The organism is Pseudoalteromonas sp. SR44-8, from assembly GCF_014163635.1.
Taxonomy (GTDB): Bacteria; Pseudomonadota; Gammaproteobacteria; order Enterobacterales; family Alteromonadaceae; genus Pseudoalteromonas; species Pseudoalteromonas rhizosphaerae.
On the sequence record NZ_JACJDS010000005.1, the window covers coordinates 21,146 to 36,739 of the forward strand.

15 protein-coding genes are annotated in these 15,594 nt (G+C 39.9%); 7 read left to right on the plus strand and 8 right to left on the minus strand.

Annotated elements, in window-relative coordinates:
* The first annotated feature begins 30 nt into the window (after positions 1 to 30).
* A complete protein-coding gene (locus tag H5183_RS03210; RefSeq protein WP_182730936.1) occupies positions 31 to 1,656 on the plus strand; it encodes a M28 family metallopeptidase in 1,626 nt (541 codons plus the stop codon).
* Positions 1,657 to 1,725: 69 nt separating this feature from the next.
* The gene (locus tag H5183_RS03215; protein ID WP_182730937.1) at positions 1,726 to 2,898 is read left to right on the plus strand and encodes a putative manganese transporter; all 1,173 of its coding nucleotides are present in this window, start codon (positions 1,726 to 1,728) and stop codon (positions 2,896 to 2,898) included.
* A 218-nt stretch (positions 2,899 to 3,116) separates the two neighbouring features.
* Here H5183_RS03215 and H5183_RS03220 read toward each other — a convergent pair whose 3' ends face one another.
* From H5183_RS03220 to seqA, 7 genes are all read right to left on the minus strand, one after another.
* Positions 3,117 to 3,482: a DUF805 domain-containing protein gene (locus tag H5183_RS03220; RefSeq protein WP_182730938.1), complete on the minus strand. Its 366-nt coding sequence runs from the start codon at positions 3,480 to 3,482 to the stop codon at positions 3,117 to 3,119.
* A 156-nt stretch (positions 3,483 to 3,638) separates the two neighbouring features.
* Entirely contained in the window at positions 3,639 to 5,216 is a 1,578-nt protein-coding gene (locus H5183_RS03225; RefSeq protein ID WP_182730939.1) for a dihydrolipoyllysine-residue acetyltransferase, read from the minus strand.
* An 8-nt stretch (positions 5,217 to 5,224) separates the two neighbouring features.
* Positions 5,225 to 6,202, minus strand: coding sequence for an alpha-ketoacid dehydrogenase subunit beta (locus H5183_RS03230; protein WP_145233893.1), 978 nt, complete (start codon positions 6,200 to 6,202; stop codon positions 5,225 to 5,227).
* Positions 6,202 to 7,416 (minus strand): thiamine pyrophosphate-dependent dehydrogenase E1 component subunit alpha, encoded by a 1,215-nt coding sequence (locus H5183_RS03235; protein WP_145233891.1) that lies wholly within the window; start codon positions 7,414 to 7,416, stop codon positions 6,202 to 6,204. Before H5183_RS03235 ends, H5183_RS03230 begins: the two co-directional genes overlap by 1 nt.
* Positions 7,417 to 7,677: 261 nt before the next feature.
* Positions 7,678 to 8,730, minus strand: a complete 1,053-nt coding sequence (gene astE / locus H5183_RS03240; RefSeq protein ID WP_145233889.1) for a succinylglutamate desuccinylase — start codon at positions 8,728 to 8,730, stop codon at positions 7,678 to 7,680.
* 84 nt (positions 8,731 to 8,814) lie between these two features.
* Positions 8,815 to 10,452, minus strand: a complete 1,638-nt coding sequence (gene pgm / locus H5183_RS03245) for a phosphoglucomutase (alpha-D-glucose-1,6-bisphosphate-dependent) (protein ID WP_182730940.1) — start codon at positions 10,450 to 10,452, stop codon at positions 8,815 to 8,817.
* A gap of 10 nt (positions 10,453 to 10,462) precedes the next feature.
* The gene (gene seqA, locus H5183_RS03250; RefSeq protein ID WP_182717858.1) at positions 10,463 to 11,047 is read right to left on the minus strand and encodes a replication initiation negative regulator SeqA; all 585 of its coding nucleotides are present in this window, start codon (positions 11,045 to 11,047) and stop codon (positions 10,463 to 10,465) included.
* A 141-nt stretch (positions 11,048 to 11,188) separates the two neighbouring features.
* Here seqA and H5183_RS03255 point away from each other — a divergent pair, with 141 nt between their 5' ends.
* The 5 genes from H5183_RS03255 to fur all read left to right on the plus strand — a co-directional run bounded on the left by H5183_RS03255 (position 11,189) and on the right by fur (position 13,724).
* Positions 11,189 to 11,953 carry an alpha/beta fold hydrolase gene (locus H5183_RS03255; protein ID WP_145234106.1) on the plus strand — a complete coding sequence of 255 codons (765 nt, stop codon included), beginning with the start codon at positions 11,189 to 11,191 and terminating at the stop codon, positions 11,951 to 11,953.
* A 99-nt stretch (positions 11,954 to 12,052) separates the two neighbouring features.
* Positions 12,053 to 12,274: a DUF2788 domain-containing protein gene (locus tag H5183_RS03260; RefSeq protein WP_054204660.1), complete on the plus strand. Its 222-nt coding sequence runs from the start codon at positions 12,053 to 12,055 to the stop codon at positions 12,272 to 12,274.
* A gap of 2 nt (positions 12,275 to 12,276) precedes the next feature.
* On the plus strand, positions 12,277 to 12,555 hold the full coding sequence (gene ybfE, locus H5183_RS03265) for a LexA regulated protein (RefSeq protein WP_016709654.1): 279 nt from the start codon (positions 12,277 to 12,279) through the stop codon (positions 12,553 to 12,555).
* Positions 12,556 to 12,569: 14 nt separating this feature from the next.
* Positions 12,570 to 13,097 carry a flavodoxin FldA gene (gene fldA, locus H5183_RS03270; RefSeq protein WP_145233882.1) on the plus strand — a complete coding sequence of 176 codons (528 nt, stop codon included), beginning with the start codon at positions 12,570 to 12,572 and terminating at the stop codon, positions 13,095 to 13,097.
* A 186-nt stretch (positions 13,098 to 13,283) separates the two neighbouring features.
* Positions 13,284 to 13,724 carry a ferric iron uptake transcriptional regulator gene (gene fur / locus H5183_RS03275; protein ID WP_145233880.1) on the plus strand — a complete coding sequence of 147 codons (441 nt, stop codon included), beginning with the start codon at positions 13,284 to 13,286 and terminating at the stop codon, positions 13,722 to 13,724.
* 91 nt (positions 13,725 to 13,815) lie between these two features.
* Here fur and glnS read toward each other — a convergent pair whose 3' ends face one another.
* A complete protein-coding gene (gene glnS, locus H5183_RS03280) occupies positions 13,816 to 15,477 on the minus strand; it encodes a glutamine--tRNA ligase (protein ID WP_182730941.1) in 1,662 nt (553 codons plus the stop codon).
* Positions 15,478 to 15,594 lie beyond the last annotated feature (117 nt).

Below are 15,594 nucleotides of genomic sequence, written 5' to 3' on the forward strand. Positions count from 1 at the left end.
GAGCTCACTTAAAACAAAAAAAGAGCGACTATGAAACGTTATTTTTCTCTGACACTCCTTGCAACTGCGGTACTTGCAGGATGTGCAACAACAAGTCTCACCTCTGATGATGTTAGCAAAGGGTATAATTCAATCAATGCTCAACAACTCGCAGAGCATGTCAAAGTGCTTGCCTCCGATGAATTTGGAGGCCGCGCTCCATCTTCAAAAGGTGAAGAACTCACACTAGCTTACCTTACTGAAGAATTTAAAAAACTAGGTTATCAACCAGGTAATGGCGACAGCTTCTTACAAGAAGTTCCGTTGGTGTCTCTTGAAGCAGATCCAAACATGGTGTTAACTATCGGCGGCAAAGATTACCAGTATAAAAAAGACATGGTAATGGGCAGCAGTCGCATTAGCGAACGCCAAAGTATTAAAGACTCTGAACTGGTATTTGTTGGTTATGGTGTTAATGCCCCAGAATATAATTGGAATGATTACGCAGGTTTAGATGTTAAGGGTAAAACTGTGGTGATCTTAGTCAACGACCCTGGTTTTGCCACTAAAGATCCTGCTTTGTTTACCGGTGATGCCATGACTTACTATGGCCGTTGGACTTACAAATACGAAGAAGCCAGCCGTCAAGGTGCTGCTGGGGCTATCATCGTTCATGAAACTGCACCGGCCTCTTACCCTTGGTCTGTGGTTGAAAACTCATGGAGCGGCGAGCAGTTTGGTTTTCAAAAAGAAAACAATAATATGGACAGAGTCGCTGTTGAAGGTTGGGTAACCACAGAGGTTGCTAACGAGCTTTTCACTAAAGCAGGTTTAGATTTTGCCAGTGCGAAAGCCAATGCAGCAAAAGGCGCTTATCATGTTGATATGGGCGATTTAACAGCGTCTGTTGCGGTTAAAAACACCATCAAAAAATCAATTTCATATAACTTCATTGCGACTTTACCCGGTAGTGAAAAACCAGATGAGCATATTATATACTCAGCACACTGGGATCACTTAGGTACTGATAAAAACCGTAAAGGCGACCAAATCTACAATGGAGCACATGATAACGCGACAGGCACTGCAGGCTTAATTGAAGTAGCTGAAGCGTTTGCAAGCTTACCAAAGCACCCTAGCCGCTCAATGACTTTTTTGGCAGTGACAGCTGAAGAGCAAGGTTTATTAGGATCTAAGTATTATGCTGCACACCCAGTGATAGCAGCAAATAAGACAGTCGCTAATATTAATATGGATAGCTTGAACTTGTTAGGCAAAGTAAAAGATATCAGCGTGGTTGGTATTGGTAAATCAGAAATGGACTCGCTATTAGCACAGGCAGCTAATGCACAAGGACGCACTGTCTCGGGCGATCCTAAACCATCTTCAGGCGGGTACTATCGCTCTGATCATTTTGCTTTCGCCAACATGGGTATTCCAGCGATGTATGCGGGTGGTGGCAGTGAAGCACTTGACGAAGATACGGCTAATTATCGTAAACGAATGAGCTTAGTGCTACGTGGTTGTTACCATCAACCATGTGACAGATACCGTGACGAATGGGATCTATCGGGAGCTGTACAAGACTTACAACTGTTTTATCAAGTAGGTTTTGACATTTCTGAGCAACCACAATGGCCAAAATGGAATGCGAACTCAGAATTCCAAAGAAAATAATGCAAATGATATTGATTTTCATTTAATTTAAATCTAAAGTGCAACTTAGATAGTTTTTAGGTTGCACTTATGTTTTCACTTTCACTGCCCAAAATTAGTTTTCCAGCGTCCACACATTTTATTACCAGTAATAAACGGCTGATATTACCGCTATTGTTGTTGTGTTGTTTAGCTTATGCTCCTTTGCGAGCAATGACATTGACGGCAATGAGTGATGCGTTTTTTCAAGTTAGTATATTTGTTGCCGCCACTTTATTTATCTATTACTACGCCATCGATCGGTTGCCTCACTTAGAGCTTGGCTATTTAAGTCAAAAATCACCCTTGTTAGAAATTAGTTTTGCTTCATTACTCGGTGCTTTACCTGGCTGCGGAGGCGCCATCATAGTAGTGACACAATTTACCAAAGGACAAGCGAGCTTTGGCTCTATCGTTGCTGTATTAACAGCGACCATGGGCGACGCTGCATTTTTACTATTAGCAACGAAGCCGCTTGAAGGCTTACTTATTATGATTATTGGCCTGAGCGTTGGTATTATCAGCGGCTCCTTAGTCAATGCATTTCATAAGCAAGATTATCTTCGCCCAGCAAAAAATGATTATGCTGATGAGTGCTTAAATCAGCCTAGTAAGGCAATTATAGTCAGTAAATCAATTTGGCAAATTATTATGATGCCCAGTCTTATTGTGGCAATAATGATTGCTTTCAATACTAACTTTTCAGTCTTTGACGCTCTACTTGCTGAATCAATAACCTTATTTGGCGCTATTATGGCGCTATTGGCTGTTACCACTTGGGCGCTGTCGTCGAAGGGTCAAAGCTATCAACAAGTAACTTCAGAAGAAGAAACTATAACGCCCCCTTCAAAGCTATATAAAGTTTTGCAAGACACCCACTTTGTCACCGCATGGGTAGTTGCCTCGTTTATGCTATTTGAGTTATTAGTAACATTTGCCGGTGTGGATTTAAAAGCCTGGTTTACTCACTATGCATACTTAGCGCCTTTAATTGCCGTTTTGATTGGTTTTTTACCTGGCTGTGGACCACAAATAGTGGTAACTACATTGTATATTCAAGGCATCATTCCCTTTAGTGCCTTAGCTGCGAATGCAATATCAAATGACGGCGATGCCCTTTTCCCTGCAATCGCAATGGCACCACGTGCCGCATTTGTGGCAACAATATATTCGGCAATTCCCGCTTTACTCGTTGGCTATGGCTTATATTTATTTGAGGTGTAAGTCACTGATATAAAAAAGCTCAGCGACTGCTGAGCTTTTCATTATACCAATCGTGTTAAGTTACTGACCATTTATAGCGACAGATAAATACAGTGATAACAAGGCATAAATTTTGACATGTAGTTGTTCTACTTGAAAAATTATAACGCAGTTAGCGCTTTATTTAGCTCGCTAGAATGGTTAAATATTTAAGTCAATTGGTATTATTCATTATTTAATTAAACAGTAGCGGATTCTAGAGCAACTTCTTTTGGATTTGGGCCATGATCGTTCTCCCCTTCTTGCGAATTTTGTGCATAGAAAACAATTAAAACAATCCAGCCGATTACTGGTACTAACCAAAGTAACTGCCACCAACCTGAACGATTCGTATCATGAAGACGACGAGCACCAGCACTTAGACCTGGGATCAATAGCGCGAGGCTATAGATAGTGCCAATAAACATTGTACCTAATAAGCTATCAACTGCATTACATACAATTGAGAAAATCGTATTAAATAATACGAACATCCAGTAAGCTTTACGACGGCTACGACCTGAAAAATCCGCGTAGCTGCGCAACGCATTCATATAATGTTCCATTGTATTTCCTTAGTGTTATTTTTTATATTCCCTAATAGGGCCTTTATTACTTTTCAGTAACCCTCGTATATTAATTAAAAACAACTATTTGTAAAAGAAAAACCAGCATTAAGCTGGTTTTAAAATAGGTAATATTTTAAAAGTAATTAAAAAGTATTAACTCATTGCCATCATCATTTTGGCTGGGTTTTCTAAATACGATTTCCACAAGTTATTGAATCGCGCTATCGTAGCGCCATCAATCACTCGGTGATCGCCTGACCAACTAACTTGCATAATTGCAGCAGACACCACTTGCCCTTTGGCATCAAAACGCGGTAGATGTTGTAATTTACCCAATGCCACAATCGCCACTTCAGGCTTGTTGATAATTGGCGTCGCAACTGTTCCGCCAATCGCGCCAATATTAGAAATGCTAATTGTTCCGCCTTTGAGATCGTCAGGGCTAACACGTCCTTCACGGGCAGCATCCGTCAATCGCGTTACTTCATTGGCTACATCAACAATACTCTTTGTTTGACATTGTTTGATATTTGGCACTAACAAACCAATTTTAGAGTCAACTGCCATACCGATATTGTGATCATCAAAGTAGCTAAGCTCAGTGCATTCATCATTTATTTTCGAGTTTAATACCGGAAATTCTTTCATAGCCAGCGATAAGGCCTTGATGAAAAATGGCATCATTGTCAATTTAACGCCTTGTTGCTTATATTGCTCTTTTAAATCACTGCGCAAAGCAATCAAAGTTGTTAAATCAATCTCATCACAAAATGTAAAATGTGGGATAGTCGTTACCGAAGCAACCATTTGTTTAGCCATTGCTGCTTTGATGCCTTTAATTGGCTCAATGCGCATGCCGCCAGTGTCGCTAGCTGTGGTTTTCGTAACGTCAGGCTTCGTTTGCAGTGGTGATGTATCAATACTATTTGGCACTTCCCCTTTCACAAACTGTTCAATGTCCTCTTTGTAAATACGGCCATTCTTACCACTGCCTGGGACTGTGGTTAGATCAACATCAAGTTCACGTGCTTTGCGTCTTACTGCCGGTGATGCGACCGCCTTTTTATTAATTACAGGGGCTGTCACTGACTTTTCAACTACTGCTGGTTTTTGCTCTACCGCTTTGGTTTGTGCTTTCACTAATGCATCATTGATATCGACAACGTTTGCTTGAGTACCTGCAATCGACATTTGAAAAAGTGGACTGTGTACTTGTGCAACATCCCCTTTAGCATAATAAAGTTTTACCACTGTGCCGGTATATTTAGCTGGAATTTGTACGAGTGCTTTATCTGTCATTACATCACAAACGGCTTGGTCTTCTTCTATCAAATCGCCTTCGCTGACTAACCACTCAACAATTTCACACTCAACAATTCCTTCACCAATATCGGGAAGGATAAAATCCTCAACGACTTCAGAGTGAGTATTTGTTTGCGTGTGTTCTATCGCGCTGGTTGTTTCTGGTTGAGTATGATCGGCTGTAGTCTCACCAGCTACATCCATTGCAAACAGCGGGGCATGCACTAAAGCAATATCCCCTTTAGCATAATAGAGCTTACTGATCACACCATCATGAACCGCAGGAATTTGCACCAGTGCTTTGTCTGTCATTACATCACAAATCGGTTGATCTTCAGCTACGGTGTCGCCTTCGGCTACTAACCATTCAACAACTTCACATTCAACGATACCTTCACCGATATCCGGTAAAATAAAATCTTTTGCCATGATGACTCCTAAAATTCGACCGATTGCTTGATTGCTGCGAGCACTTTCAACGCATCAGGTACATATTCTTTTTCAAGCGCTAATGGATACGGAGTATCTAAGCCGCAAACACGTAAGATAGGTGATTCTAAATGCAAAAAACATTCTTGTTGGATTGTCGCCGCAATTTCTGCACCAAAACCATTAGTGATTGGTGCTTCATGGCTAACAATAAGTCGCCCTGTTTTTGTCACTGAGTTAACAATCGTTTCCATATCCCATGGTAAAATACTGCGTAGATCAATCACTTCACAACTAATACCCTGCTCACTTGCACGTTTTGCAGCATCTTCGATGATTTCCATCTGTGCGCCCCAAGCAAGTAGTGTTACATCCGTACCTTCACTAACTATTTCAGCTTTACCAAGTTCAATGCTGTAATCTTGTTCAGGAACTTCACCCGTTGATGCACGATATAAACGTTTAGGCTCAAAGAAAATAACTGGATTATCATCTTTAATTGCAGCACGTAATAAGCCCTTTGCTTGGTAAGGGTTTCGAGGGACAACAATCTTAAGTCCCGGGGTATGTGCAAAATAAGCTTCAGGTGATTGCGAATGATATAAACCACCGGCAATACCACCACCGTAAGGAGTACGGATAGTCAGGTTGCCAACATTAAACTCGTTACCGCTACGATAACGAAATTTAGCAGACTCATTTACTATTTGGTCAAAGGCTGGAAATATATAATCGGCAAATTGAATTTCAGCAAGTGCTGGTGCGCCAAACGCTGCTAAGCCATTAGCAAAACCCATGATCCCTTGTTCGGTTAATGGTGTATTAAATACACGGTGCTGACCATATTTCTCTTGTAGTCCAGACGTTGCGCGAAATACGCCGCCAAAATAGCCAACATCTTCACCAAAGATACACGCTTGCGGATGTTCAGCCATGGTTATATCAAGGGCTGAATTAATCGCATGTAACATATTCATTTTAGCCATTACTTAATTCTCCCTGCAGTCACTGGGTAAGCATCGGGGTGTTGCTTGATATGCGTTTTCAATTGCTCGTATTGACGTTGCAAAGAAGGGATCGGTGTATCATATACATCCGACACCAACTCTTCTAAGGCCGGTTTTGCAATCACTTCAGCGCGTTTTAATGCGGCTAGGATATCTTCACGAATTTGCTCTTTGGCTTTATTGTCTTCTTCTTCATTAAGCCAGTTTTGCTTAATTAACCATTTGCGAAAACGTTCGATTGGACAAGATTGATAATTTGCTTCTTCGTCTTTTGAACGATAGCCACTAGGATCATCTGATGTAGAATGCGCGCCAAGGCGATATGCAATCGATTCAATTAAAATCGGCTCACCTGTTTTAGTGGCAAGTTCACGGGCTTTTTTAGTTGCGGCATAAACAGCAAGTGCATCAGCACCATCAACACGAATCGTTTTAATACCGTAACCTACGCCACGAGAAGCGATGCCGTCGCCCTTAAATTGCTCATCCGCAGGAGTTGAAATCGCATAGCCGTTATTGCGAGCAAAAAATATAACCGGTGACTTATGCACTGCGGCCATATTTAAACCAGCATGGAAGTCTCCTTCTGAAGCAGCTCCTTCGCCAAAGTAGCAGATAGTTATGTTATCTATCGTTGAGCTTAGTTCACCTGATTTTGCATCTATGTGTTTAATTTTCTGGCCGTACGCGTAACCTGTTGCTTGCGGTATTTGAGTGCCTAGCGGCGATGAGATAGTCATGTAATTAAGTGCACTTGAACCGTAGTGAATTGGCATTTGGCGACCTTTACCTAAATCCAACTCATTTGAAAACATTTGATTCATAAACTGATCAAGTGTGAAGCCACGATAATGAAGTGCAGCCTGCTCACGGTATTGCGCCATGATCATATCGTCTTGATCAAGTGCCGCAGCAGACGCTGTCACTGCCGCCTCTTCGCCTAAACATTGCATGTAAAAGCTTACCCGGCCTTGGCGTTGAGCAGCTTGCATACGCTCATCAAGTGCACGAATAAAACGCATTGTTTCATATAACCGCAGCGCAGTACTTTCATCAATATCGGGGGCTGTTGCACCGTCGTGGATATCGCCATCCTCGTTTAAAATACTCAAGGTCGGAATATTCAAGGCATGACCGTCAATAAATGAGAGATCATGACTAATATTCAGCGATACGTTATTTGGATTGCTCATAACCTACCTTCTTTTGTTGTCGTAAACAGTACAAGTCAGTTGTTATTATTGGCTGTGCTCTGCAGGATAAACTTTGCAGAAACTGTACTGTATTTAAATTAAAGCTGCTAACACTTTACGTTAACGTAAAGTGTTATTCAACTAATCATAGACGAAACAAAGTTAATTGGCGACAGTGGCATTGGAAAGTTAACTATACAAGAGCATAAAGTATATACAATCATATAGTTAACGATTTGAGCTGACCTGCAAAGCAACAAATTAAATAATATTATCAGTCAGTTGTAATGGTATTACCGTTAATAATGCACGTTGTCCAAGGGCAACATCGGCATTAGGAAATATAATTGCTTCGCCTTCAACATCTGCGTAATAACAGGTCTGACCATCCGTTGCGAGTAAATCACCTTTGCTAAACCCGGTAAAATTCTCGGCATCATCCGAAAAAGGAAACGAAAAATCGTGTTCAGTGCGATTGATTGATCGGTGCACAGCAAATAACTCAAAGTCACTTGCATCAAATTCTTTATATATCACTTCTTTTTGGCTAATTAATGCGATTAGGGTCGCTTTGGTTTTCGCAAAACGACTCATATCATTTTCACCAAACGGTTTTACTTGACCAAGTTCAACGGTAAATGAATCTGCACCATGAACAAAAGAAGAATAGTAACTAAAAGTGGTGGCTGGTGATTTCATCATTAGCACCGTATTTACTCCACAGCTTAATAAAAACTGTAGTTGCGATTTTTTCCACGGTTTACCATGTAAAAAGGGATATACAGCAAATTTATCATTTTTTGAACCACGAATAGCAGTATGCAAATCGTAATGACAGCGCTCTCGCTGCTGCCCACCGCGTTGATAAAAGTCACTAACATATTGTTCAAGCTTGGCCGCTCGTGTGCGCTCATTATTCATCTTTACACCTTCGACAGTGTGATGACCATTAAATAAACGGTTTAGATTTTCTTCTACAAAACGCTTGTCAATATTAATTGATTGCGGGTTACCAAAAATAAACAGTACACGCTGTGCTAGTTGTAAATCGCCTAAGATAATACGCTTAATTAATTCATCGCAAATTTCAATAGGTGCTGTTTCATTACCATGGATCGCACTTGAAAGTACCACATCGATTGTAGTAGCGCATTTTGGTTGAAACTCTATAACGCCGGTGTCATGAATAGTTACAGTGGTACCATTACTTAAAGTAAAAGCACTCGGTGCTAAGTGCCATTCATTATTACGGCTGAGAGTTAAAAAATCGCCTTGCTGTTGTAATTCGTTTAAATACTCTGAGTTGGCTGTCATAATCCAAATGCCTTCATATTATTATGCAAATGAGAAACAAAAACGGCTGAATAAATCAGCCGTTATAAAATAGTCTAAGCGTTATTAACTAATCACTGAATCAACCAACTTCTTGGCTTCTTTTTCTAATAGCGCTAAATGTTCTTCACCTTTGAATGATTCAAGGTAAATTTTATAAATGTCTTCAGTCCCTGATGGACGCGCTGCAAACCAGCCGTTTTCAGTAACTACTTTTAAACCACCAATAGCGGCATTATTACCAGGCGCATGAGTTAGCTTTTGTAAAATAGGCTCGCCCGCAAGTGTATCTGCCGTAACATCTTTCGCACTTAGCCCTTTAAGTCGCTCTTTTTGGGCAGAACTTGCAGGTGCATCTATACGTTTGTATATAGGCGCACCAAATTCGAGCTCAAGCTCTTTATAAAGTGCTGATGGAGTTTTTCCTGTTACAGCTAAAATTTCCGCGGCTAATAAACCCATGATGAAACCGTCTTTGTCGGTATTCCATACTGTACCGTCAAAACGAAGGAATGATGCCCCGGCACTTTCTTCACCGCCAAACGCGAGTGTTCCAGTACTTAGCCCTTCGACAAACCATTTAAAACCAACAGGTACTTCTCGTACTTGACGATTATTACGGGCAACTACTCGGTCAATCATCGCACTTGAAACAAGTGTCTTGCCAATTTCAACGTCTTTGGACCAATCACGATGATTTAATAAGTAATCAATGGCAACCGCTAAAAAGTGATTAGGATTCATTAAGCCGTCAGGAGTTACAATACCATGGCGATCATAGTCTGGATCATTGCCAATGCTTATATCAAAATCATCTTTAAGGGCGATTAAGTTTGCCATCGCATAAGGTGATGAGCAATCCATACGAATTTTGCCATCTTTATCAAGTGGCATAAATGCAAAGCGCGGATCGACACTTTCATTGACGATTGTTAAATCTAAAGCAAATTTTTCGGCGATAATAGGCCAAAAGTTGATCCCTGAACCACCGAGCGGATCAATACCCACTTTAATATTTGCCTTTGCAATCGCTTTTACATCAACAACATTAATCAAATCTTCAATATAAGGAGTCATTAAATCTTGGTATTTAATAAAACCTGAACGGGCAGCTTTTGCAAATGGGAATAGCTCAACCTCAACTAAATCTTCTAGTAGTAGTTGATTTGCTCTGTCTTCTATCCACTTAGTAACGTCAGTATCTGCCGGCCCGCCATTAGGTGGGTTATATTTAAAACCGCCGTCTTCTGGAGGATTATGTGAAGGTGTAACAACAATACCGTCAGCTAATTCATGAGGATGTAATTTGTTATGACACACGACCGCGTGGCTAATCACCGGTGTAGGTGTAAAATCGTCGTTTTCTTGCGTGATCACTTGTACTTCGTTAGCAACAAGCACTTCAATCGCTGAATTGTAAGCCGCCTCACTTAACGCGTGCGTATCCTTACCTAAGAATAGCGGTCCAAAAATATTATTTTGTTTTCGGTAATCACAAATTGCTTGAGTAATGGCGAGAATGTGAGATTCATTGAATTTCACATCATATGAACAACCTCGGTGCCCTGAAGTACCAAAAGCAACACAATGTTCAGGGTTTTGCTCTAGATCGGGTTCATTTAAATAATAAGCAGACACTAATTTTGGTACATTTACTAAATCTGATTGTGTTGCAGGTTTCCCTGCACCGGAATGAATCGCCATTACATTTCCTTTATAAGTAGTCTCGAATTTTTTCAGCTTGTTCAGCACTATAGCCTAAGCCAAGTGCCACTTCGTGTAGCATCATTTTCTTACGGGTAGTATTTGAGTTGGTCATTACCCAGTATTCACTGTCGGTAATGTTTTTTGGATTCATACTGCTGCCACTGTTTACTAACGCTTCTTTGCTGGTTGCGAAGTAAACGCGATCACGCCCTTGCACATCCAATACCGCTGAAAAATCAGTTTTATGAGTTCTATGTAAAGCAGATAAAATAAACAAAAAGCGCCCTACTACGCCTTTTTGCATCGCCAACTCTTCTTTATTGAGTATATTAAAAACACTGGCATGCGCTTGTGTCAATGGTGTGACAGCGGCTGACTTTTTATTCTCGGTCGATGAGGTGTGTTCAGTTGTTTGAGTCGTCTTTGCAACCTCATGCGTGACGGGCTGTTCTGGTTTTTCTTGCGCGGCTAAATCATTTTCGCCGTGAATATTTAATAAACGACGTAAAATAGTTGAGGCGCTTTCGCCTATACTTTGAGTGTTACTTGCAATGTATTGATATAACTCGTCGTCTATGTCAATTTTTTTCATGTTATTCCTGTCGTTACGGGTCACATTTTTTTCATCCATGCTGATTATACCCAAACCTGATTTAATTCTCTATGTTTTGCAATTTGTTATTTCACTAGGCAAACTAGGCACACTTTTATGAGATTGTTTTTGGAAACTGTGATGCTGTTAAATTACAAACAAACTGGCCAAGGGCCGCATGTAATTTTGATCCATGGATTGTTTGGTTCACTGGAAAATTTAAATGTTATAGCCAATGCATTGGCAGAAAATTTTACAGTAACGAATCTTGATTTACGTAACCATGGCCGTTCACCACACAGTGATATTATGGATTACCCGGCAATGGCTGACGACGTACTCGCCTTAATGGACCATTTAAGTATTGATAAAGCCCATTTAGTCGGTCATTCTATGGGCGGGAAAGTTGCTATGCAAATAGCACATATTAATCCAAGCTCAGTAAATAAGCTCGTAGTATTAGATATCGCTCCTGTTGCATATCAAAGTCGTCATGATGATATCATTGCGGCATTAAAGCTGGTAAAAAGCCATGCTATTAATGACCGCAAAGAAGCGGATAAATTAATGACGCAGCTAATACCTGAATTAGGTGTTCGCCAGTTTTTGCTAAAAAGCTATGCGAAAAACGAACTTGGTGAACTGCAGTGGCGCTTTAATTTGACTACCCTAAGTGAAAAATATCGCAATATTTTAGCAAATATTAAAGCAAATGATTCTTGTTTATGCGATACTTTATTTATCAAAGGGAACGATTCTGATTATATATTGCCTGAATATCGTGAAGCTATTATGGCTCAATTTAGCAACGCAAAAGCAAAAATTATTCATGGCGCAGGTCATTGGTTGCATGCCCAAAAACCAATGGCGGTTAATAAGTCTATCAATGATTTTTTAATGGCTTAATAAAGCAAAATTTAATCACGTATTTTTGACTTAGCGCACTAAATTATTACAATTTTATATGCTATAGTACGCGCCGTTTAATTTAAAGGTTATACGTTGATGGTCAGTCAGTTAATTAACGAATTTGATACCCTTGGGTTGTACTTTGGCTTAGCCGGTGTGTTCTTTTTTATCGGTATGGCTATCCAAGACGTACTAAAAAAAGGTAATGTGCCTAAATTTGGCCGTTATGTAGTATGGCTTGTGCTATTTTTAGGGTGTTCTGGTTTTATCGCTAAAGGACTTATTCAAGTTTTTTGGCAAGGTGCGGGTGTGGGTTAACCATGGCTAAGTCTGAAACAGATAGAACAACGCTCGATTTATTTGAATACGAAAAACGCCCCGGCAGACCAAAAACGAATCCCCTACCAAGGGAGGTTCAGTTAAAGGTAAATAAACGTAATCAAATAAAAAGAGATAAAGCACGTGGTTTAAAGCGTGTCGAATTTAAAGTTTCATCGCAGTTATATCAAGCGTTAAGCGATATGGCCGATGCACAAAATATTAGCCGCAGTGCGCTGATTGAAACTATTTTACAAGAAAGATTGGCTATTGATAGATAAAAGGTTTTAAATCCATGGCAAGTGTAGGTATTTTTTTCGGAAGTGACACAGGTAACACAGAACACGTAGCTAAAATGATCCAAAAAGAATTGGGTAAAAAGTTAGTGGCTGTGCATGATATTGCTAAAAGTTCAAAAGAACAGATCGCAGAATTTGATTTAATCTTATTTGGCATTCCTACTTGGTATTATGGTGAAGCACAATGTGATTGGGATGACTTTTTCCCTGAATTAGAAGAAGTTGATTTTGAAGGCAAGCTTGTGGCTATTTTTGGCTGTGGCGATCAAGAAGACTACGCTGAATACTTCCTTGATGCGATGGGTATGATCAATGACATCGTTACTGAGCGTGGCGCTATTGTTGTGGGTCATTGGCCAACACAAGGGTATGATTTTGAAGCCTCGAAAGGCATGGCTGATGACAACCATTTTGTTGGTTTAGGCATTGATGAAGACCGTCAACCAGAGCTTACTGAACAACGTGTAAAAGCATGGTCAGCACAAGTTTATGAAGAAATGTGTTTAAGTGAACTTGCTGATTAAATGCACTTTATTGCTAGTAATCGTATAAAATAGTGACGTTCGTTTTCCTATTACACATTTTATAAGTATTTCTAGCAATTGATCTTTGCACTTAATGACTAGGCACGTTATTCTTATCGTTGCTAATGTGTCGTGTACATCTTTGTAAGGTGTCTAGTATAACCAAATATAATTGAGACAGATTTAATGACTGATCATAACTTGGAATTAAAAAAAGCCGGCTTAAAAGTAACTTTGCCGCGTATTAAAATTTTAGAGATTTTACAATCTCCAGATAACCAACACATCAGCGCTGAAGATGTTTACAAAATTCTTTTGGACCTAGGTGAAGAAATTGGCCTTGCTACTGTGTACCGCGTACTTAACCAATTTGATGATGCGGGTATTGTTAGCCGTCACCATTTTGAAGGCGGTAAGTCTGTATTTGAACTCTCTGGTAGCACACACCATGATCACCTAGTATGTTTAAAATGTGGTAAAGTTGTTGAATTTGAAGATGAAATGATTGAACGTCGTCAACTTGAAATTTCAGAAGAAAATGGTATTAAATTAACCAACCACTCTCTTTATTTGTATGGTGAGTGTACTGACACTGCAGCATGTAAAGCATTTGCTGATAGCCAATAATTTATTAGCTGAATAAAAAAAACCTGCAAATTGCAGGTTTTTTTATGTCTGTTACTTTTATCCCCTCGCCTTTGAGCGAAGGGATAAAAAACTACTGCTGTGTTTTAGTCCAAGAATCACGTAAACCAACTGTTTGGTTAAATACAATGTTCTCTGACTTAGTATCACGGCTGAAGTACCCTGTACGTTCAAATTGAAAACCTTGTGCAGGCTCTGCATTAGCAAGTGATGGCTCAAGTTTTGCGTTTACTAAAACCACTAATGAATCAGGATTTAAAGTTGTTGCAAAGTCTTCAGCTGCTGCAGGATTTGGTACGCTGAATAACCGATCATATAAACGAACTTCTGCGGTGATTGACTCACTGGCTGACACCCAGTGGATAACGCCCTTCACTTTACGTCCATCAGTTGGATTTTTGCCCAGCGTTTGTGGATCATAGCTACAAAAAATCGTGGTTATTTCGCCATTTTCGTCTTTTTCAACACGCTCTGCTTTAATAACATAAGCACCACGTAATCGAACTTCTTTATCAAGTACTAAGCGCTTGAATTTGTTATTTGCTTCTTCTTTGAAGTCTTCACGTTCAATATAAATTTCACGGGTGAACGGAACATCACGACGACCCATACTTTCATCATTTGGATGATTTGCAATTGATAAGGTTTCAACGGTATCAACAGCATAGTTTTCAATGATGATTTTAACCGGATCGAGAACGGCCATGGCACGTGGAGCATGTTCGTTTAAGTCTTCACGGATACAGGCTTCAAGCATGCCCATTTCAACCATGTTTTCTTGTTTGGTTACGCCAATACGTAAGCAAAATTCACGAATTGATGCTGGTGTATAACCACGACGGCGAAGACCTGCAATAGTAGGCATACGCGGATCATCCCACCCTTCAACATACTCATTGACCACTAAGTCATTTAGCTTACGCTTTGACATTATAGTGTATTCAAGGTTTAACCTTGAAAACTCAATTTGTTGTGGATGACATTCAATACTTATGTTATCTAACACCCAATCATATAGACGGCGGTTATCTTGAAATTCAAGTGTACACAATGAATGGGTAATGCCCTCTAGCGCATCTGAGATACAGTGCGTAAAGTCATACATTGGGTAAATACACCATTTATCACCGGTTTGATGATGATGAGCAAAACGCACACGATAAATAATAGGATCACGCAGCACCATAAATGAGCTGGCCATATCGATTTTTGCGCGTAATACACACTCGCCTTCTTTAAATTCACCAGCACGCATTTTTTCAAATAGTGCTAAGTTTTCTGAAGGACTAGTATCACGGGTTGGACTATTTTTACCAGGCTCTTTTAACGTGCCGCGATATTCACGCGCTTGATCAGCTGTTAAAAAGCACACATAGGCTAAGCCTTTATTAATAAGCTCTACAGCATAGTCATACAAAGTATCAAAATAATTTGACGAATACTTTATTTCACCATCCCAGTTAAAACCTAACCACTGAACATCTTCTTTGATTGAATTAACGTAGTTAATATCTTCTTTTTCAGGGTTAGTATCATCAAAACGTAAATTACATTGACCACTGTAGTCTTGCGCAATACCAAAATTTAAACAAATTGATTTAGCATGACCAATATGTAAAAAACCATTTGGCTCTGGTGGAAAACGAGTATATGTAGACGCATGTTTACCTGATGCTAAATCTTCATCAATACGGGTTCTTATAAAGTTACTTGGGCGATTCTCAATTTCCGCCATAGGAATACAATCCTCACAATAGTGCATGGTGACAAAACTACTGCATTATACCCAAACCACCCCAAGATGCGAGTTTCAGTTGGAATTAAAAGCGATTTAGGCAAGGCATTGATTGCA